The 18,420-nt window shown below is 64.9% G+C and carries 20 protein-coding genes; 10 read left to right on the top strand and 10 right to left on the bottom strand.

Annotation, left to right across the window (positions count from 1 at the left end; all coding sequences use genetic code 11):
- Positions 1–20 precede the first annotated feature (20 nt).
- From N2604_RS38345 to N2604_RS38335, 3 genes are all read right to left on the bottom strand, one after another.
- The gene (locus N2604_RS38345) at positions 21–896 is read right to left on the bottom strand and encodes a shikimate dehydrogenase (protein ID WP_260373083.1); all 876 of its coding nucleotides are present in this window, start codon (positions 894–896) and stop codon (positions 21–23) included.
- A 132-nt stretch (positions 897–1,028) separates the two neighbouring features.
- On the bottom strand, positions 1,029–1,967 hold the full coding sequence (locus N2604_RS38340) for a LysR family transcriptional regulator (protein WP_260373082.1): 939 nt from the start codon (positions 1,965–1,967) through the stop codon (positions 1,029–1,031).
- A 401-nt stretch (positions 1,968–2,368) separates the two neighbouring features.
- Positions 2,369–2,545, bottom strand: coding sequence for a hypothetical protein (locus tag N2604_RS38335; protein ID WP_260373081.1), 177 nt, complete (start codon positions 2,543–2,545; stop codon positions 2,369–2,371).
- 166 nt (positions 2,546–2,711) lie between these two features.
- On the opposite strand from N2604_RS38335, the gene N2604_RS38330 reads away from it, so the two are divergent.
- From N2604_RS38330 to N2604_RS38300, 7 genes are all read left to right on the top strand, one after another.
- Entirely contained in the window at positions 2,712–3,440 is a 729-nt protein-coding gene (locus tag N2604_RS38330) for a LuxR family transcriptional regulator (protein ID WP_260373080.1), read from the top strand.
- Between the two features lie 82 nt (positions 3,441–3,522).
- Complete coding sequence (locus tag N2604_RS38325) at positions 3,523–4,182, top strand: acyl-homoserine-lactone synthase (protein WP_260373079.1); 660 nt, start codon at positions 3,523–3,525, stop codon at positions 4,180–4,182.
- A 1-nt stretch (position 4,183) separates the two neighbouring features.
- Positions 4,184–4,399, top strand: coding sequence for a hypothetical protein (locus N2604_RS38320; protein ID WP_260373078.1), 216 nt, complete (start codon positions 4,184–4,186; stop codon positions 4,397–4,399).
- A 467-nt stretch (positions 4,400–4,866) separates the two neighbouring features.
- On the top strand, positions 4,867–5,784 hold the full coding sequence (locus tag N2604_RS38315) for a branched-chain amino acid ABC transporter permease (RefSeq protein WP_018644491.1): 918 nt from the start codon (positions 4,867–4,869) through the stop codon (positions 5,782–5,784).
- Entirely contained in the window at positions 5,781–6,725 is a 945-nt protein-coding gene (locus tag N2604_RS38310) for a branched-chain amino acid ABC transporter permease (protein WP_260373077.1), read from the top strand. Before N2604_RS38315 ends, N2604_RS38310 begins: the two co-directional genes overlap by 4 nt.
- The gene (locus tag N2604_RS38305) at positions 6,718–7,485 is read left to right on the top strand and encodes an ABC transporter ATP-binding protein (RefSeq protein ID WP_260373076.1); all 768 of its coding nucleotides are present in this window, start codon (positions 6,718–6,720) and stop codon (positions 7,483–7,485) included. Before N2604_RS38310 ends, N2604_RS38305 begins: the two co-directional genes overlap by 8 nt.
- Entirely contained in the window at positions 7,478–8,191 is a 714-nt protein-coding gene (locus tag N2604_RS38300; RefSeq protein WP_260373075.1) for an ABC transporter ATP-binding protein, read from the top strand. Before N2604_RS38305 ends, N2604_RS38300 begins: the two co-directional genes overlap by 8 nt.
- Positions 8,192–8,239: 48 nt before the next feature.
- Here the strand turns inward: N2604_RS38300 and N2604_RS38295 are convergent, their stop codons facing one another.
- From N2604_RS38295 to N2604_RS38285, 3 genes are all read right to left on the bottom strand, one after another.
- Positions 8,240–8,590, bottom strand: coding sequence for a hypothetical protein (locus tag N2604_RS38295; RefSeq protein WP_260373074.1), 351 nt, complete (start codon positions 8,588–8,590; stop codon positions 8,240–8,242).
- Positions 8,591–9,177: 587 nt separating this feature from the next.
- Positions 9,178–10,626 carry a glutamine synthetase family protein gene (locus N2604_RS38290; protein WP_260373073.1) on the bottom strand — a complete coding sequence of 483 codons (1,449 nt, stop codon included), beginning with the start codon at positions 10,624–10,626 and terminating at the stop codon, positions 9,178–9,180.
- Between the two features lie 193 nt (positions 10,627–10,819).
- The gene (locus tag N2604_RS38285; RefSeq protein ID WP_260373072.1) at positions 10,820–12,178 is read right to left on the bottom strand and encodes an aromatic ring-hydroxylating dioxygenase subunit alpha; all 1,359 of its coding nucleotides are present in this window, start codon (positions 12,176–12,178) and stop codon (positions 10,820–10,822) included.
- Between the two features lie 114 nt (positions 12,179–12,292).
- Between N2604_RS38285 and N2604_RS38280 the strand changes: the two genes are divergently transcribed.
- Together N2604_RS38280 and N2604_RS38275 are read left to right on the top strand one after the other, a co-directional pair.
- The gene (locus N2604_RS38280) at positions 12,293–13,078 is read left to right on the top strand and encodes an IclR family transcriptional regulator C-terminal domain-containing protein (protein ID WP_260373071.1); all 786 of its coding nucleotides are present in this window, start codon (positions 12,293–12,295) and stop codon (positions 13,076–13,078) included.
- Between the two features lie 65 nt (positions 13,079–13,143).
- On the top strand, positions 13,144–13,476 hold the full coding sequence (locus N2604_RS38275; RefSeq protein WP_260373070.1) for a PRC-barrel domain-containing protein: 333 nt from the start codon (positions 13,144–13,146) through the stop codon (positions 13,474–13,476).
- An 86-nt stretch (positions 13,477–13,562) separates the two neighbouring features.
- Here the strand turns inward: N2604_RS38275 and N2604_RS38270 are convergent, their stop codons facing one another.
- From N2604_RS38270 to N2604_RS38255, 4 genes are all read right to left on the bottom strand, one after another.
- Complete coding sequence (locus tag N2604_RS38270; protein WP_260373069.1) at positions 13,563–13,997, bottom strand: VOC family protein; 435 nt, start codon at positions 13,995–13,997, stop codon at positions 13,563–13,565.
- 105 nt (positions 13,998–14,102) lie between these two features.
- On the bottom strand, positions 14,103–14,930 hold the full coding sequence (locus tag N2604_RS38265; RefSeq protein ID WP_260373068.1) for an AraC family transcriptional regulator: 828 nt from the start codon (positions 14,928–14,930) through the stop codon (positions 14,103–14,105).
- 156 nt (positions 14,931–15,086) lie between these two features.
- On the bottom strand, positions 15,087–15,482 hold the full coding sequence (locus N2604_RS38260; protein WP_260373067.1) for a group II truncated hemoglobin: 396 nt from the start codon (positions 15,480–15,482) through the stop codon (positions 15,087–15,089).
- A 258-nt stretch (positions 15,483–15,740) separates the two neighbouring features.
- Entirely contained in the window at positions 15,741–16,649 is a 909-nt protein-coding gene (locus N2604_RS38255) for a helix-turn-helix transcriptional regulator (protein ID WP_197949135.1), read from the bottom strand.
- A 121-nt stretch (positions 16,650–16,770) separates the two neighbouring features.
- Here N2604_RS38255 and N2604_RS38250 point away from each other — a divergent pair, with 121 nt between their 5' ends.
- Positions 16,771–18,312 carry a benzoate-CoA ligase family protein gene (locus tag N2604_RS38250; protein WP_260373066.1) on the top strand — a complete coding sequence of 514 codons (1,542 nt, stop codon included), beginning with the start codon at positions 16,771–16,773 and terminating at the stop codon, positions 18,310–18,312.
- Positions 18,313–18,420: the final 108 nt, after the last annotated feature.

Raw genomic sequence — 18,420 nt, 5'->3', positions numbered from 1 at the left:
TTGTGTCCGGCCGCTTCGCCTCAAGCTGCCTGATAGGCCGCGCTACGCGCAGCCATCACGGCGTCAAAAGCCTCTCCCATGATCTCGGTCGATGGGGCAAGGCCTGTGAACAGTTCGAAGGCGTCGGCGGCTTGGTAGATCGCGAGCTCGCGGCCGGTCATGATCCGGGCGCCTTTCGCTCGCGCTGCGGCCAGCAGCGGCGTGATCAGCGGCGAGTAGACGGCGTCGGCGACCCAAAGGTCGGCCCTGAGCAATCCCACCAGTACCGGCGTGTCACGGTTCGGCAGCATGCCGACCGGCGTGCCGTTGACGAGACCGGTCGCGCCGTCGAGCGCGTCCTCGACGCTGACGGCGACGCGGGCGCCGCGCGAGGCGAGCAAGGCGACCAGTTTCTCGGCGCGCGCCGGCTCGCTGTCGAAAATGCGGATGTCGGCCACCTCTTGGCTCTTAAGCGCAAACGCGATGGCCTTGCCGACGCCGCCGGCGCCGATCACGGCGACGGCGTTGCCGGACGATGCCAGCAACGGCGTCACCGCCCGCGCAAAACCCGTGGTGTCGGTGTTGTGGCCGGTCAGCCGGCCATCCCGGACGACGACGGTGTTGACCGCGCCGATGCTGGCCGCGCCCGGCGCCAGTGTGTCGAGCAGCGGCACGACCGCTTCCTTGTAGGGGTAGGTGACATTGACGCCGGCAAAGCCGAGCCGCCGGACGCCCTCGAGCATCATGCGCAGCCCGGCCGCATCGGCGCCGGCGACCTCGATGAGCTGGTAATGGCCGCGCAGGCCGAGCGCCTCGGCGGCGCGCTCGTGCATGGCGGGAGACGCGGAATGCGCGATCGGCGCGCCGATCAGGCCGGTGAGGAGCTTCTTGCTGGCGGCGTATCCGCGTTTCGACATGGTTCGCGATCGTTTCGTTGGGAGCGTCCGGCCCCGGCCGTTGGCGGGAAAATCCGTGCAATTCCAGCTGCGACGATAGCCTTTCCCCCGCCTAACACAATTACCCTTTTGTCCTGCAAACCTAACATTACGTTATTTCTTTCGTCCGCGTGCCGGGGCGCCCTTGCCACTGCCGCGGGACGGCTCGACCGCGCGCATCTCGGTGCGAAGCGCCTCGATGAAATACTCGGCATGCAGCGACAGCGGCGTGCCGCGCTTGACCGCGACATAGGTGTCGAACCGCGTCGGCTCGGCGATCTTCAACAGCTCGATGCCGGGATAGCCGCCGTGGGCCACGGTGAACTGGTCGATGATGGCGATGCCGAGCCCCGCCTTCACCAGCGCGCAGACGGTGGTGCCGAAGCGCGCCCGGATAGTGATGTTGTAGTCGAGCCGGTTGCGCGCGAAGATCTCGGCCATGATCCGCCCGTAGGGATCGTTCGGATCGATGCCGATCAGCGGATAGCGCGTGATCTCGGCGGCGGAGACCTGCTTGCGGCCGGAGAGCTCGTGGCCCGGCGGTACGATGCAATAGAGCTCGCCGGAGGCGAGCGGCATGAAGTCGAGCCCGGAATGCTCGAGCCGATAGCTCATCGCCACGCACTCGCCGCGGCCGAGCATCAGGTAGTCGATGGCTTCCTCGAGCTTGAGAATGTTGATGTCGATGCCGAGATCGGGATAACGGCGGCGGACGCGCTCGATCGCGCGCGGCACCATCACCTGCGAGATGCTCGGCACCGAGCCGATGCGCAGCTCCGACAGGCCGCCGCGGCCGATCTTGGAGATGATCTCGGAGAGGTCGTCGACCTTCTTGTAGACGCCGTTGATCTGCTCGAAAATATTCTCGGCTTCCGGTGTCGGGAAGTAGCGCCCGTTCTGGCGCTGGAAGAAGCGGATGCCGAGCGAGCGCTCGGTGTATTTGACCAGGCGGCTGATCCCCGGCGCCGAGACGTTGAGCAGCTTCGCCGCACCGCCGATGGTGCCCGTCACCATCACGGCACGGATCACTTCGACCTGGCGCAGCGTCATCATGGCCTTGAAATGTCCCTGGCATCGACAAGAGATCGTGGCGGCGATCATCTCACGAGAGATGCGATGTCATCCAGCGGCAAGTGTGTGTCGATCGGAGCGGACAGACTCACCCTCCCTGGAGGGGGAGGGTCGATCGCACGCAGCGCGAGCGGGGTGGGGTGACGGTCTGTCCATTGAAGCGGTGCCCGAATGGAGAGATCACCCCACCCCGTCACGCAATCTCGCTTCGCTCGACCGCGTGCCGACCCTCCCCCTCCAGGGGAGGGTAAGAGCGCAGCTGACCAGTGACTGATGATGACGGAGTCGCTCCAGGGTGTTTCGACTAAAATCCGCGCGGTCGGATGGAGAGGCGCCCTCGCGGCGAGATCGGTCGCTTCGGCGTCGGCTGTTGCAACGGCGTTCTAGCTCGCCGGCCCTTCCGGCAACACGTTCCCGGCCAGCTCCGCGCGCTCGCTCTGCAGCACCTCGCGCGCAAACTCGATGATCTTCTGCTTGTTCGCGGTTTCGCGGACGGCAAAAAACACGCGGTTCAATTCCAGGCCGAGCACGCTGTTGAGGGCGATGTCCTCGTCTTCCATGTGGGTTTCCCGCTTCGGACGCGTTGAGGTGTATCGTGGCGTCAATTCTGCCACAAGTAGTTTAATTCTTCAGGCCAGGTGCGCACCGGGAAACTACGGTCGCTGCGCGTTTGAGACAGCGCCCGAATACGTGCTATACGGGCGGCGTGTGTCAGGAAATGCACCGATGTCCGCCGTAGATTATGGCCGGGAGGCGCTCGACTTCATCGAAGGGCTCGGAGCCTATACCAAGGTTCCGGACGCCATGGACGCGCTCGAAACGGCGTTCGGTCGCTTCGGCTTCGAAACCATCATCGTGACGGGATTGCCTAACCCCGAGCAGCGGTTCGCACAGATGGTGCTCGCCAAGCGCTGGCCGGCCGGATGGTTCAGCCTCTACACCCAGAAGAATTACGACCGCGTCGATCCCGTCGTGCGGCTGTGCCGGCAATCGGTCAATCCGTTCGAATGGTCTGAAGCGCCCTACGACGCCGAGCTCGAGCCGAACGCGGCCGAGGTGATGAATCGTGCCAGCGAGTTTCGCATGTCGCGCGGCTTCATCGTGCCGATCCACGGGCTCACCGGCTATGAAGCTGCGGTGTCGCTCGGCGGCGTCCATCTCGATCTCAATCCCCGCAGCAAGCCGGCGCTGCACCTGATGGCGATGTATGGCTTCGACCACATCCGCCGTCTGCTCGAGCCGGCGCCGTATCCCTCGACGCGTCTCACCCCGCGCGAGCGCGAGGTGATCTCGTGGGCCTCGCAGGGCAAGTCGGCATGGGAGATCGGCGAGATCCTGCACATCACGCAGCGCACCGCCGAAGAGCATCTTGCAACCGCCGCGCGCAAGCTCGGTGCCGTCAACCGCACGCATGCGGTGGCGCTGGCGATTCGGAACAAGATTATCGCTCCCTAAGCGCTCTACTGGGAAATTTCCCAATATCGAACCTGCGTCTGTTCGCAGATTCTTCTCCCATTGAAGATGAATGGGGGATTTCATGATCCACGCAATTTCCGCGGTAAATCGCCACCTTTATGAAGACGTGATCGAGCAGCATTTCCGGCTGCGTCACGACGTCTTCGTCGAGGAGCGTCGCTGGGAAACGTTACGCAGGCCCGATGGCCGCGAGATCGATTCCTATGACGACGAGGACACCGTCTATCTGCTGGCGCTGGAGGGGCGCCGCGTCATCGGCGGCCACCGACTCTACCCGACCACCAAGCCGTCGATGATGAGCGAGGTGTTCCCGCATCTGGCGTCGGTCCGGGGCTGCCCTGCGGATCCCTTGACCTGGGAATGGTCGCGCTACTTCGTCGTGCGTGATCGCCGCGACGGCGCGCTCAACCTGCGACTGATGGCGGCGGTGCAGGAGTTCTGCCTCAATCAGGGAATCGCGCAGGTCAGCGCGATCATGGAAACCTGGTGGCTGCCGCGCTTCCACGAGGCCGGCTTCGTCGTGACGCCGCTCGGCCTGCCCGCGCTGGTGGAGAATGCGTGGACCATGGCGGCGACCATCGACATTCGACGCGAGACGCTCGATGCCCTGCATGGCCGCATCGGCATGACTTCGGTCGTGCGCCAGGACGGCCCGCATCTGGATGCCGTCGCCCGTGCCAACCTCTGCGGCGCTGCCGCCGCGCAACGAAAGAGTGCCTGAGATGTCGAACATGATGCGGGATAGCCAGATCTTGGCGCAAACCAGGGACGAGAATCTCGGCTACATGTCCGACATGGCGCTCGAGCTGGCGCAGATGGCGGAAGACACCGGATTGGCGACGCTCGCCTATCTGTTCCGGATGGCGGCGCTGGAGGCCTCGACGGTCAACGTGCTCGCCGAACCTGATGACCTTCCCCAGCAGGTGACGTCGCACTAGACGCAGCCCTCGATCCGACAGATTGCAGCATCGTCTCCCGGCAACGGGGAGGGTGACGGCATTTGAACCTTCACAAGAGGTCGTCATGCCCGGGCTTGTCCCGGGCATCCACGTTCGTGCTGCAGGAAAGGCGTGGATGGCCGGGACAAGCCCGGCCATGACGCTGTGATCCTGTCGGATGCTCCAACTGGCACCTCATATGAGATCGCTTGGTAACGGGGGAGGGGGATCGTTTGGCTGCGGCAGGTTGCCTCATGCCTTGCGGCAGCCTTTTGCATTGCGAGGCGCGTCTCGGCCGCATGTGCCGAGATGCAACAAAGTGCATGTCTGGTGTCGAATCGCTCTTGCCTCGGAACGATACTGCCATTACCCATTTTTCGGCCTTGAAGAGGCAGGGGGAGCTCTTTCACTGATGGCGACTGTGTTCGAACATCGGCGCGACGCTGCGTGCGCCTGAAAGAGTCTTGATGCTGCTCGTCGTCGAACAATTCTTGAATGGGCTGCAGTTCGGCCTGCTGCTGTTCCTGCTCGCGGCGGGCCTGACGCTGGTGTTCGGGATCATGGATCTCGTCAACCTCGCGCACGGCTCGCTCTATATGATGGGCGCCTATTTCGCCGCAACCTTCGCGGCGTGGACCGGCAGCTTCCTGCTCGGCGCGCTGATGGCGCTAGGGGCCACGCTCGTGCTCGGCATCGTGCTGGAGGTGACGGCGCTGCGGCATCTCTACGGCCGCGACCATCTCGACCACGTGCTCGCGACCTTCGGCCTGATCCTGTTCTTCAATGAAGCCGTGCGGCTGATCTGGGGCCCGGCGGGCCTGGCGCTGCCGCTGCCGGCCTGGCTCACCGTGCCGGTGCCGATCCTTCCCGGCATTCATTATCCCGCCTATCGCCTCGCCATCATCGCGGTGGCGCTGCTGGTCGCGCTCCTGCTCTATCTCGGTGTGATGCGCACCCGCATCGGCATGCTGATCCGCGCCGGCGCCTCCAACCGCGAGATGATCGGCGCGCTCGGCATCAACATCAAGCTGCTCTACACGCTGGTGTTCGGCCTGGGCGCGGCGCTCGCAGGGTTGGCCGGCCTGATGCAGGCGCCGATCCTCACCGTGCAGATCGGCATGGGCGAGAACATCCTGATCCTCGCCTTCGTCATCATCGTGATCGGCGGCATCGGCTCGATCCGCGGCGCGTTCCTCGCCGCGATCTTCGTCGGCATGATCGACACGCTCGGCCGCGCCTTCTTGCCCAATTTGTTGCGGCAGGTGCTGAGCGGCGCCGCTGCCTCCACCGCCGCGCCCGCGCTGTCCTCCATGCTGATCTACCTGCTGATGGCGATCGTGCTGGTGGTGCGGCCGGAGGGGCTGTTTCCGGCCAACCGTCGATGAAGGGTTTGAGTGTGAGCAAGGCCGTCACGGCCCTGATGCTGGCGGGCCTCGTGCTGCTGCCGCTCTATTCATCGCTGTCCGGCAACATCTTCATCCTGACGCTGTTCACCCGCATCATCATTCTCGCGCTGGCGGCTGCGAGCCTCAACCTGATCATGGGTTTTGGCGGCATGATGAGCTTCGGCCATGCCGCCTATCTCGGCATCGGCGGCTACGCCGTCGGCATGCTCGCTCAGGAAGGCGTCGGTTCCGGCTTCATCCAGTTTCCGGTCGCGCTCGCGGCGTCTGCGATCTATGCGCTCGTGATCGGCGCGCTCTCGCTTCGCACCCGCGGCGTCTACTTCATCATGATCACGCTGGCCTTCGCCCAGATGGCCTATTACGTCGCCTCGGGGCTGGCGCGTTACGGCGGCGATGACGGCCTCACGATCTACAATCGCAGCGACTTCTCCGGCCTGATCAATCTCGGCAATCGCGTGCAGTTCTACTATCTCTGCCTCGCCTGCCTGTTCGGCGTCATCTTCCTGATCTGGCGTATCGTCAATTCGCGCTTCGGCCTCGTGGTGCAGGGCCTGCGCTCCAACGAGCAGCGCATGCAGGCGATTGGCTTCCCGGCCAAGCGCTACCAGCTGGTCTGCTTCGTCATATCAGGCACGATGTGCGGCCTTGCCGGCGCGCTGCTCGCCAACAACACCGATTTCGTCAGCCCTGCCGTGATGTACTGGACCCGTTCCGGCGACCTCATGGTGATGGTGATCCTGGGCGGCATGGGCACGCTGTTCGGCCCGGTCATGGGTGCGGTGGTGTTCCTGCTGCTGGAGGAGTTCCTGTCGCAGATCACGGAATATTGGGCGCTGATCATGGGGCCGCTGCTGCTGCTCATCGTCCTGTTCGGCCGCGGCGGCATCATGGGCGTGCTCGGGAGGGCTGGCCGTGGCTGAACCCTTGCTCCGCGTCGAAAAGCTGGTGCGCCGTTTCGGCGGCATCATCGCCACCGACAACGTCTCGCTCGACGTCGCATCCGGCGAGCTGCACGCCATCATCGGTCCGAACGGCGCCGGCAAGACCACGCTGATCAGCCAGCTGACCGGGCATCTCGCGCCGCATTCCGGCAGCGTCTTGCTGGCGGGCCGCGACATCACCTACTTGCCGGCCTATCGCCGCTGCGCGCTCGGTCTTGCACGTTCGTTCCAGATTACCTCGCTGCTGCTCGACTTCACCGCCGCCGACAATGTCGCGCTGGCGGCGCAGGCGCATGCCGGCACCTCGTTCCGCTTCTTCGCCAGTGCGCGCAAGGAAAAAGGCCTGCGCGATGCCGCCCACGCCGCGCTCGATCGCGTTGGCCTAGGCCACCGTGCCGATGTCGTGGTGAACAGGCTCAGCCATGGCGAGCGTCGCGAGCTCGAACTCGCGGTCGCGCTCGCCAGCAAGCCGAAATTGCTGCTGCTGGATGAGCCGATGGCCGGCCTCGGGGTCACCGAATCCCAGCGCATGGTGAAGCTGCTGCAGGAGCTGCGGAAAGAGGTCTCGATCGTGCTGGTCGAGCACGACATGCCGGCGGTGTTCGCGCTCGCCGACCGCATCTCGGTGCTGGTCTATGGCCGCGTCATCGCCTCCGGCGATCCGGCCGCGATCCGGGCCAACGAGGACGTCAAGCGCGCCTATCTCGGCGATCAGCATGTGGTGACGCATCATGGCTGACACGCTGCTCGAGGTCGACGGCATCGAGACCTGCTACGGCCTGTCCCAGGTGCTGTTCGGCCTGTCGCTGTCGATCAAGCCGGGCGAGATGGTCTCGCTGATGGGCCGCAACGGCATGGGCAAGACCACCACCATCCGCTCCATCATGGGCCTGACGCCGGCACGCGCAGGCAGCATCCGTTTCGGGGGCACGGAGGTGCGGCAGCTTCCGTCCTACAGAATTGCCAAGCTCGGCGTCGGTCTCGTTCCCGAGGGACGCCAGATCTTCCCGAACCTCACCGTGCGCGAAAACCTGGTGGCGGCTGCGGCCGATCGCTTCAACAGCAATAATCCCTGGACGCTCGCCGCAATCTACGTGCTGTTCCCGCGCCTTGCCGAGCGTGCGTCCAACATGGGCAACCAGCTCTCCGGCGGCGAGCAGCAGATGCTCGCAATCGGCCGCGCGCTGATGACCAATCCGAAGCTGCTGATTCTGGACGAAGCGACCGAGGGTCTCGCGCCGCTGATCCGTGAAGAAATCTGGAATTGCCTGTCGCTGCTCAAGAGCCGCGGACAGTCGATCCTCGTCGTCGACAAGAACGTCGACCATCTCGCCCGCATCTGCGATCGTCACTACATCATCGAGCGCGGCAAGACGGTGTGGAGCGGCACCTCCGACGAGCTGATGGCCGCGCCGGACCTGCAGCACAAATATCTGGGGATCTGAGCCCCGCTCCAGCAGCGCCGCAATGACGGAAGAGACAGACGCGATCTCTCACCAATAGATCCCATGCCGATGCAGCTCGCGGATCACGCGCGCCTCGGTGGACGGCTGCCGGCGCTTCGGCTTGGCGGTTTCGGTTGTCGAGGCCGTTGCGGGCCGGGCGGACGTCGTGGCGGCTGGAATGGCCGCGGCAGGCGCCGTCGATGCAGCTGGTGCGGTCGCCGTCGGCACATTCGTTGTTGGCGGGCCTTGAGGCGTCTGTGCCGGAACGGGCGTCGCCGTGGCCGGCTGTTCCGACTGCTGGCCTGCATTGCTGGCCGCCAGGCTGAGGCTCCGCGAGCCTCCGGCATGGGCCTGGCTTGCGAGCAGCGACATCGCGGCGATCAGGATCAGCTTGCGCATGGGAATCCCCGTCATCTGGTCAATCGATCTTACCCAATTCCCATGGGCTTAACGCGCGAGGCGGTGCACGCCGATCTCGATCAGGGTGGTCCGGCAGGACAGGCGATAGATCAGGCTGAAAAGCTGACTCCACATGACCGAACTCCGCTGTTGATCATTGCAAGCCGTTATACGCCGCCTGCCTTTCCGGCGTTTTTCGCCGGATGAGGAAAATGGCTTCGTCCGGGGCTGGTGTGATGTCGTCGGAACATCCCGGAAGAAGTCGCCTCACGGTGGCGTGAAGCAGCGTGCCGTCAAGGCCGGACCGGATTCCGATAGAGGCCGGTAGTTGTCCCGAGATGAAGCGTGCGCGGCGCGGCAGTATCGTGCGGACGGCGTTCAGACCCGGTTATTGTATGAGTTCCGATCGCGAAGACGATCCGCCGATCCTCATCTGCTCAAAATGCAGGCGGCCAATGAAGTTCCTGGCGACACTACCTGGAATAGTCACGCTGCCTGCGGAGCACGTTTATCATTGCGTCCAGTGCCGTCGGGTGGACACGATTCGGCTGAACTGAGGCGCCGGTGCCGGGTCGCGCCGGACTTGCTCAAAACACCTCGAAATATTCGCGATGCTCCCAGTCGGTCACTTCCGACAGGAAGCGATCGATCTCGGCGTTCTTGATGTGGGTGTAGTAGTCGACGAACTCCGCCCCGAGCTTCTCGCGGAAGAACGGGTCGTCCTTGAGCGCTGAGACCGCATCGCGCAGGCTTTTCGGCAGGGGCGGCGCCTTGGTTTCGTAGGGCGTGTCGGCCGAGGGGCCGGGATCGAGCTTGCGGTCGACGCCATCTATCCCAGAGAGAATCTGCGACGCCATGTAGAGATAAGGATTGGCCGCGGGCTCGCCGATGCGGTTCTCCAGGCGCGTGGCGGCATCGCCGGCGCCGCCGAGCACGCGGATCATCACGCCGCGATTATCGCGGCCCCAGATCGCACGGTCGGGCGCCAGCGAATAGGAGCGATAGCGCTTGTAGCCGTTGATGGTGGGCGTGGTGAACACGGTCGAGGCGCGGGCGTGATCGAGCAGGCCGGCGAGGTAGGACTTGCCGAACGCGCTGAGCGGCTCGCGGCCGTCCTTCGACGTTTCCTGGGCCATGAACAGATTGTCACCGTTCGCGCGCGAGACGATAGACTGATGCAGGTGCCAGCCGCTCGCGAACACGTTCGGCAGCTTCGGCCGGCACATGAAGGTGGCGTGATAGCCGTGACGGCGCGCAATCTGCTTCACGGCGCTGCGGAACAGCACCATGTTGTCGGCGGGCTCCAGGCCCCTCTTCGGTTGGAAGGTGAATTCGCACTGGCTCGGCCCGAACTCGACCTCGACCGAGCGCAACGGCAGCCCCAGCGCGACGATGTCGCGGCGCAGGATCTCCAGCACCGGCTCCATCTGATCGAAGCGTTGCTCGGTGAGATATTGATAGCCGTGGCCGAGCAGGCTGACCGAGGGCGGCGTGCCGGGCTGGCCTGCGTCTTCCGCGCGCATGTGCGGATCGTCGAGCCTGAAGATGTGGAATTCGACCTCTAACCCCGCGACGAAATCGTAACCGCGCGCGCCGAGCTCGTCGAGGACGCGCTTGTAGAGCCCGCGGGTCGCGAACGGCACCGGGCGGCCGTCGTTGAAATAGAGATCGCACAGCACCCAACCCGTGGTGGGCGCCCACGGCAGCACGCGAAACGTGGTGGGATCGGCGACCATCAGCACGTCGGCCGCGCCCTCCATCTCCTTCATGCCGAAGCCGCCGCCTGCCGTGAACACGGGGAATACCGTGCGGTGTGAGGTATCCTTGGCCAGCATGGTGGTGGTGATGGAGCAGCCGCTCTCCAGCGAGGCGATCGCCTCGGATGCGACGATCGTCTTGCCGCGCAAGATGCCGTGCTGGTCGGGGAAGACGAGGCGGATGACCTCGAGGTTCTTCTCCTCGGCGATGCGGCGCATGCGCTGAGCTGCGTCCCTCTGCTCATCCGACCACAGCGCATGGCGCGCGACGAAAGTCACTTTGCTGGTTCCTTCTCGCTCGATGGGAGTATAGGGCACACTGTCATCGTCCGCGAAGGCGAACGATCCAGTATTCCAGAGCCGGCAATGTCTCCACGAGAGGCCACGGCGTACTGGATGCCCCGCTTTCGCGGAGCATGACAGCGGAGAATGTGGAGCCGCCGTCGCGACCCGCCGGCGGCGATCGGCATCCTCACTCCGCCGCCGTCAGCCGGTGCACGTTGTCCGCGATCTCCTTCGGCACCGGTGCGGTCCACGGTGCGCCGCGTCGGCGCTTGACGTCGACTTCCATCCAGTAGGTCTCCCAGCCCCGCGTTGGGCCGATGCCGTCCATGGTCGCCGGGCCCTGGATCGAACGCGCGTTGGCTTCGTCGAGAAACAGCATCGGCTTCTCGCCGCCGGAGACCTTCTCGATCTCCTGCCGCAGCAGGCGGCGGTATTGCACGATCGCCTTGTCGGATTGTCCGAGATGCTCCTTGGTGCGGTCCTGGATAGCGCCCATCGATTCCACCGCCCATTGGTCGTGGACGTTGATGTCGCTGCCCATGCCGGTATAGGTCGCGGTCTGCTGCTCGTGCGGATCGAAACCGTAATCGTTGGCTCTGTTCTTGCGCGACTTGTAGTCGGGCAGCTCATAGAGCTCGAGCCGCTGGTCGCGCATCTTCTGCTTGTCGACCGGGTTCGAATAGCTGGTGAAGATCGCGTACCAATAGCAGTTCTCGTCATCGACCGGCACGTGCCATTGCGTGATCGTCATCTCCGTGCTCATGGGGATGACGAAGCCGTGCGGGAACAGCTGGTTGGTGACGCGCACATGGGTGCGCTCCTCGTCGATCTCGCGCAGCGCGATCAGGCGCAGGCCGTATTCGGTGTGCTCGACATTGATGATCGGGCGATCGTATTCACGCAGGATTTTTGTCATCGGCAGATCGCTGCCGGCGGAGGCGCCGCGAAACTGCTTGCCGTAAGCCGTGGACGTGTCCTCGTCCTCGAAGAAGCGGTGCAGATAGGAGGCGTGCGCGGGATCGATGCCGACCTCCAGCGCCTGCAGCCAGTTGCAGGCCATGTGACCCTTGAACGCGAAGGTATGGCTGCCCGGCGCAATGAAGCAGTCGATCTCCGGGAATGCGGGCGGGGCTCCTTCGCCGAGATAGGCCCAGAGGATGCCGCTCTTCTCGACCACGGGATAGGAGCGCTGGCGGATGTTCTGGCAGAGCTTGGAATCCTTCGGCTCGGCCGGCGTCTCGATGCACTGGCCGGTCGCGTCGAACAGCCAGCCATGGAAGGCGCAGCGCAGGCCGCCATGCTCGAGCCGTCCGAAGGCGAGGTCGGCGCCGCGATGGGCGCAATGGCGGTCGATCAGCCCATAGCGCCCGGTCTCGTCGCGGAACAGCACCAAATTCTCGCCGAGCAGCCTGATGGGCCGGATCGGCCGCGCGCCCTCCAGCTCGTCCACCAGCGCCGCCGGCTGCCAGTAGCTCCGCATCAGCTTGCCGCAGGGGTCCTTCGGCCCGGTGCGGGTGATCAGGTCGTTCTGCTCCTGACTCATCATGGCGGTCGCGTCCTTTTCTGGAGAAGCGTTCTGTTCGCCTATTGAACGAATGGGCGAATTATGACATGCCTTGGAGCGGCAGCAAGCACTATTTTGCAGGACTATCTCGAGCCCATGCCCAAGCTGAAGCGGAGTGAGACTGACGAGCGGGCGACGGATTTCGTCGAGGCGCTCGACCGCGGGCTGCGCCTGCTGCAGTGCTTCGGCACCAATGCCGGCCCGATGACGCTGAGCGATCTCGCCCGCGCTGCCGATCTGCCGCGCGCGACGACGCGGCGCATGCTGTTCACGCTGCAGCGCGGCGGCTTTGTCAGCGGCGATGGGAAACTGTTTTCACTGACGCCGCATGTGCTGACGCTGGCGGCGTCCTATTTGCGATCCAACCAGCTCGTCACGGTGCTGCAACCGGTGCTCGACCATGTCGCGACGGCCGCGAATGAAATCTCCTCGCTGGCCGTGCTCGACCGCGACGAGGTCGTGTTCATCGCCCGCAGCAGTCCGGCGCGCATGTTCTCCGGCGGCCTCGAGATCGGCTACCGCCTGCCTTCCTTCTGCACCTCGGTCGGCCGCGCCATGCTCGGCCAGCTCGACGATGCCGGTCTTGCTGCCCGGCTGAAGACGATGAAGCGGGAGGCGCTGACGCCGCAGACGGCCACCGATCCGAAGGCGCTGCTCGCGCGCATCGCCGCCGACCGGGCCCAGGGCTATTCGCTGGTCGACCGCGAGGCCGAGCCGCATTTCCGCTCGATCTCGGTCCCCGTCCGCCGCTACGACGGCGTGATCGTCGCCGCCATCAACATGGGCGCGCATGTCGACCGCGTGCCGGCGCAGGAGCTGATCAACCGCTTCCTGCCGCTGTTGCGGGACGGCGCGGAGGCGGTGCGTTCGCAGCTTCTGTAGCTGCTCCCGCCGGCTCGAAACGGGTGCTATAATTGTCGCGAACACAAGAGAACAGGGAGGACACCATGAACCACACCATGGTTCCCAGTGATCGCGTGGAGCACGTCGCCGTCTACGGACGCGACGGCACGAAGCTCGGCACGATCGAGCGATTGATGCTCGACAAGATGAGCGGAACGGTCGCCTATGCCGTGGTCAAGACCGGCGGGCTGCTCGGTACACGTCACCATTATCCGCTGCAGTGGAGCGCGCTGAAATACGATCCAAGCCGTCAGGCGTTCCAGATCGAGCTGACGCTTGACGAGCTCAGCAGCGGGCCGTGCGAGTTCGACGGCGACGCGTTCGACTGGGGCGACCGCTCGCGGCCGTACCCGCATCCGCATTATTGGTCGATCTAGCGGGGAAACGGCCGGCCAGCTCGCATTCTCGGCGCGGACGCGGCCGGCTCAAGCGGCGGCCGAGCGTTGTCCGACGCGAGCGCCCGCTATCCGGCGAGCGGCTGCTCGCCGACCTTGGGCCAATAGGTGCCAAAGCTCCAGAGCCCGCCCTCCGGATCGCGTGCGGCGAAATCGCGGCTGCCATAGTCGGTCGTGTAGGGCTCCATCTCGATCTGCGCCCCGGCGGCTTTCACCTTTTGATAGAGCGCGTCGGGATCATCGACGGCCAGATAGACGGCGTCCGTCCGCCGGGCGTCGATGTCACCAATCAGTTTGGCGTAGGCGTCGTCGCGATGCGCGCCCAGCATGAGGATCGACGATCCGAACGCCAGCTCGGCGTGAACGACCGTGCCCTCCTTTCGGTACACCACCCGTTCGGCAAAGCCGAGAACGTTCTTCAGCCAGGCGATCATCGCCTCGGCATCCCTGCAGCGCATGGTGTGGTAGAGGCGCGGCGCTTCATAAACGTTCGGCGGGTTCATGGCACTCTCCAAGCTCGTTGTCTGTTGCGAAGTCGACCTTAGTTCGGATCACGGCGGCCGGCTTGAACAAATGGGACTCGAGCCACGTCTGGCGCTGTCTTGGCGCTAGCCTCCGCCGTCGCGCATCAGTCGTGGATCGACGAGATCGAGCCGCGCGGCCCATCCGGTCGGCGTCTCTCCGCTGAACATCCGGAAATCGCGAGCAAGATGTGCCTGGTCGGCATAGCCGGCCTCCGCGGCAATGACCGCCCAGCCGCCTGTGCGGCTCGTTCGGGCCAGGGCGCAAGCTCGATGAAAGCGCAGCATCTTGGCCAGCGCCTTTGGCGGAACGCCGATCTCCTGGTGGAAGCGGCGCGTGAGATGCTTGCGGCTCCAGCCGATATCGGAGGCAATGCCGGCGATCCTGACCGCGCCCGCGCCTCGCCAGAGCGTGTCCAGTGCGAAAGCGACCTCAGGGGAGGGCTCGTGTACGGCGCGGCGAAGCACGAAATCTTCCACGATCTCGAATCGTCGCTGCCAGCCGGCGGCCTCAGCGACCCTGGCGCGGAGGTCGCTCCCGAGTGGTCCCAGAATGTCGTCGAGGCCGACGATCCGCGCGGTCAGATCAGGCAGGGCTCCTCCGAAGAAGCGATACGCCCCGAGCGGCGTGAAATCGACCTGAACGCATTCGGCGCGCCCGTCGGATTCGATCACGACCGGCCCAGGAAACAGACCCGCCGCGAAACTCGGCCGCGCATCGGCGGTGTCCGGTCGGTGTCCGAGCGCAATGCGGAAGGGCGTTCCCAAATTCACCAGCAGAGGCAGTGTAAGGGGCGCGGTGTGCCGGAAGGCGGCCAAGCCGATCCCGCGCTCGCGGTAGAACGAAATGCTGGAGATCAGACGCGCAAGGCGCGGCGAGGCCGGTCGACGGATGACATCGGGAGGTGCGTCCATCACGCGCTAACGCTCCGTCGCTCCGTGCTCCATGCGTATGGTGTCGGGGAGCATGTCGGTCATGCCGGGAGCTTAGCAGGCGATCGCCGCGGAACTCAAATGGACCGGTGCGGGTGCGTGCACGCTGTCGAATTGCGCCGAAGCGCTACCGCCCTGTCACGGCCGGTTGCGCATCCAGTCGGCGAGGCCGGACAGCGCCTTGTCGAGATCCTGCCGTGCGGCGGCATCAGCGATCGTCTCCTCCATCGCGCCGCGCATGCACAGCATCCAGGCGTCGCGCTCGGCGTCCCCAACGGGGAAGCCGAAATGGCGCTGGCGCAGCCGCGGATGGCCTTTCTCCGGGGTATAGAGCCGCGGGCCGCCGGTCCATTCGGTGAGATAGCGCTTCAGCACGTCCCTGATCGGGCCGAGGTCGTCCGCATGCATGGCGCGGATGATCTTCGCCTCCGGCAGCGAGTCCATGCGGTCGTAGAAGCGCTCGACGAGGGCCTCGATCGTGGCGCTGCCGCCGATCCGCTCGAACATGGTGGTGGTGACGTCGCTATCGGTCATTCTTGGTCCCAAAGATTGCCGCCCGGCGCCGATATAGTGACATTGTGGTGCACCCACAAACTCCGCTGTCGTCCCGGACAAGCGCGCCCCTTAGGCGCGCGCAGGTCCGGGATCCATAACCACAGGGAGCAATTTTGCGAAGATTCGTGGTTGACAGCTCGTGCGACAACTTTTCCCTGGGGCTATGGGCCCCGGATCTGCGCGCGCTTGCGGCGCGCTTGTCCGGGACGACAGCGGAGGGTTTGGATTCAGCGAGGCTTACAGCGCCACGCTGCGCAGGCCGAAGCTGCGGGCTTCATTCTGCAGCACCGGCCGTACCGCATCGATCAGGCGCGCGGCGGCGGCATCGACCGACAGTCCGGCCGTATCCACCACCGCGGTTGCGCGCGAATACAGCGGCTCGCGGCTCAGCAAAATGTTGCGCAGCTCCGTCATCGCCGAGCGATCATCCGCCATCGGGCGCAGATCGCCCTGGCGGCGCACGCGCGCCATGTGCTCCTCGGGCTCGGCCTTCAGCCAGATCGTGTAGAACGAGCTCAGGACCTGGTCGAAGGTCAAAGGCTCCGAGACGATGCCGCCGCCGGTTGCCAGCACCATCAGCTCGTTGCGCGCGAGCAGCTGTTGCAGCGCTGCCTGCTCCATGCGGCGAAAGCCTTCCTGGCCGTAGAGCGCGATGATCTCGGCGACCGAGAGCCCGTTCTGCTGCTCGACCTCCTTGTTGAGCTCCACAAAGCTCCAGCCGATCTTCTTCGCCAGCATCCGCCCAAGTGTCGACTTGCCGGCGCCGCGCAGGCCGATCAGCGCGATGCCGCAGAATGGCGCGCGCCGCGGTGCGGAAGCGCTGCCGCCGGTGAGCAGATCTTTTGCTTGCGCGATCTGACTGGGGGTCGCCTTGCGCAAGAGGTCGCGAAACATCTGCCAGTCCGGCGTCGGATCGGCGCTAGGCAGCAGGTCTTCGAGATGCGCGCCCATCGCGTCGGAGACGCGGCGCAGCAGCACGATCGAGACATTGCCCTTGCCGCTTTCGAGCTGCGCGATGTAGCGCTCCGAGATTCCCGACACCTTGGCGAGCACTTTGCGCGACATGCCGCGCAGCGCGCGCATGGTGCGCACACGTTGGCCGAGCTGTTCGAGGAAGCGGGATTCGGCGTCGGGACTTTCGGTCATGAGCCTTCTTTACAGGGGTCCTGCGGCGCGTTTTAATGAAACATAGTGCCTGCTGGCATTGACAGCAAGCCGCCGTGGTGTCTTTCTATGAATTATAATTCTAAATTCGGGGGAGATGTCCGTGAGCGAGGGATCCTACAACGCGGTGACCTGGCTGCTCGACCGTAACGTCGAGGAGGGCAGGGGCAGCAAGCTCGCCTTCGATGATACCGTCTCGCGGCTCACCTATGGCGAGCTCCAGCAGCAGACCCGGCGCGCCGCCAACATGCTGCGCCGGCTCGGCGTGCGCCGCGAGGAGCGCGTGGCGATGATCATGCTGGATACGGTCGATTTCCCGATCGTGTTCCTGGGCGCGATCCGCGCCGGCATCGTGCCGGTGCCGCTCAACACGCTGCTGACTGCGGACCAATACGCCTATATCCTCGCCGACTGCCGCGCGCGCGTGCTGTTCGTGTCCGAAGCGCTCTATCCCGTCATCAAGGACGTCGTCGGCCGCATGCCGGATCTCGAGCATGTCGTCGTCTCCGGCGCCAAGCAGAACGGCCACAAGCAGCTTGCCGAAGAGCTCGCCGGCGAGAGTGATCAGTTCACCACCGCCGCGACGCATCCGGACGAGCCGGCGTTCTGGCTGTATTCGTCGGGGTCGACGGGCATGCCGAAGGGCGTGCGCCATATCCATTCCAATTTGCAGGCGACCGCCGACACCTACGCAAAACAGGTGCTCGGCATTCGCGAGAGCGATGTTTGCCTGTCGGCGGCGAAATTGTTCTTCGCCTATGGCCTCGGCAATGCGTTGACCTTCCCGATGTCGGTCGGCGCCAGCGTGATCCTCAACAGCGAGCGGCCGACGCCGGCGCGCATGTTCGACCTGATGAACCGCTACAATCCCTCGATCTTCTACGGCGTGCCGACGCTATTCGCCGCCATGCTCAACGACGAGACGATGAAGAGCGAGCGCGGCGGCAAGGCCTTGCGCATCTGCACCTCCGCTGGTGAAGCGCTGCCGGAATCGGTCGGCAACAGCTGGAAGGCGCGGTTCGGTGTCGACATCCTCGACGGCGTCGGCTCGACCGAGCTGTTGCACATTTTTCTGTCGAACGCGCCCGGCGACATCAAATACGGCTCTTCGGGCAAGCCGGTGCCGGGCTATGCGGTGCGGCTCGTCAACGAGGCCGGGCAGGACGTCGCCGACGGTGAGGTCGGCGAGCTCCTGGTCGATGCGCCCTCCGCCGGCGAGGGCTATTGGAACCAGCGCCACAAGAGCCGCCGCACCTTCGAGGGGCCGTGGACCCGGACCGGCGACAAATATGTCCGCGACGCGGATGGCCGTTACACCTTCTGTGGCCGCGCCGACGACATGTTCAAGGTCTCCGGCATCTGGGTCTCGCCGTTCGAAGTGGAGAGCGCGCTGATCACGCATCCGGCGGTGCTGGAAGCTGCCGTCGTGCCCGAGGCCGATCCGGAAGGACTCTTGAAGCCCAAGGCCTTCGTCGTGTTGCGCCCGGGCGCCAAGACGACGGATTTACAGGAGATGCTCAAGGAGCACGTCAAGCAGAAGATCGGTCCCTGGAAATATCCGCGCTGGATCGACGTGGTGGACTCGCTGCCGAAGACCGCGACCGGAAAGATTCAGCGGTTCAAGCTGCGGGAAGGCGCGCATTGATGATGCAGGGCGACTTGCTTCCTTACCCTCCCCTGGAGGGGGAGGGTCGCTTCGCATGGAGCGAAGCGCAATGCGAAGCGGGGTGGGGTGATCTCTCCACACGGGCAC

Source organism: Bradyrhizobium sp. CB1015 (genome assembly GCF_025200925.1).
GTDB lineage: Bacteria > Pseudomonadota > Alphaproteobacteria > Rhizobiales > Xanthobacteraceae > Bradyrhizobium.
This window is presented reverse-complemented; position numbering and strand designations above follow the sequence as displayed.

What these genes read in the sequence shown, in the direction of transcription:
- N2604_RS38295 (WP_260373074.1), bottom strand. Translation starts at nt 8,590, where the DNA reads ATGCGCAAGCTGATCCTGATCGCCGCGATGTCGCTGCTCGCAAGCCAG.
- N2604_RS38270 (WP_260373069.1), bottom strand. Translation starts at nt 13,997, where the DNA reads ATGAACCCGCCGAACGTTTATGAAGCGCCGCGCCTCTACCACACCATG.
- N2604_RS38255 (WP_197949135.1), bottom strand. Translation starts at nt 16,649, where the DNA reads ATGACCGAAAGTCCCGACGCCGAATCCCGCTTCCTCGAACAGCTCGGC.
- N2604_RS38310 (WP_260373077.1), top strand. Translation starts at nt 5,781, where the DNA reads ATGAAGGGTTTGAGTGTGAGCAAGGCCGTCACGGCCCTGATGCTGGCG.
- N2604_RS38285 (WP_260373072.1), bottom strand. Translation starts at nt 12,178, where the DNA reads ATGATGAGTCAGGAGCAGAACGACCTGATCACCCGCACCGGGCCGAAG.
- N2604_RS38265 (WP_260373068.1), bottom strand. Translation starts at nt 14,930, where the DNA reads ATGGACGCACCTCCCGATGTCATCCGTCGACCGGCCTCGCCGCGCCTT.
- N2604_RS38315 (WP_018644491.1), top strand. Translation starts at nt 4,867, where the DNA reads ATGCTGCTCGTCGTCGAACAATTCTTGAATGGGCTGCAGTTCGGCCTG.
- N2604_RS38330 (WP_260373080.1), top strand. Translation starts at nt 2,712, where the DNA reads ATGTCCGCCGTAGATTATGGCCGGGAGGCGCTCGACTTCATCGAAGGG.
- N2604_RS38300 (WP_260373075.1), top strand. Translation starts at nt 7,478, where the DNA reads ATGGCTGACACGCTGCTCGAGGTCGACGGCATCGAGACCTGCTACGGC.
- N2604_RS38260 (WP_260373067.1), bottom strand. Translation starts at nt 15,482, where the DNA reads ATGACCGATAGCGACGTCACCACCACCATGTTCGAGCGGATCGGCGGC.
- N2604_RS38320 (WP_260373078.1), top strand. Translation starts at nt 4,184, where the DNA reads ATGTCGAACATGATGCGGGATAGCCAGATCTTGGCGCAAACCAGGGAC.
- N2604_RS38275 (WP_260373070.1), top strand. Translation starts at nt 13,144, where the DNA reads ATGAACCACACCATGGTTCCCAGTGATCGCGTGGAGCACGTCGCCGTC.
- N2604_RS38335 (WP_260373081.1), bottom strand. Translation starts at nt 2,545, where the DNA reads ATGGAAGACGAGGACATCGCCCTCAACAGCGTGCTCGGCCTGGAATTG.
- N2604_RS38345 (WP_260373083.1), bottom strand. Translation starts at nt 896, where the DNA reads ATGTCGAAACGCGGATACGCCGCCAGCAAGAAGCTCCTCACCGGCCTG.
- N2604_RS38325 (WP_260373079.1), top strand. Translation starts at nt 3,523, where the DNA reads ATGATCCACGCAATTTCCGCGGTAAATCGCCACCTTTATGAAGACGTG.
- N2604_RS38340 (WP_260373082.1), bottom strand. Translation starts at nt 1,967, where the DNA reads ATGATGACGCTGCGCCAGGTCGAAGTGATCCGTGCCGTGATGGTGACG.
- N2604_RS38280 (WP_260373071.1), top strand. Translation starts at nt 12,293, where the DNA reads ATGCCCAAGCTGAAGCGGAGTGAGACTGACGAGCGGGCGACGGATTTC.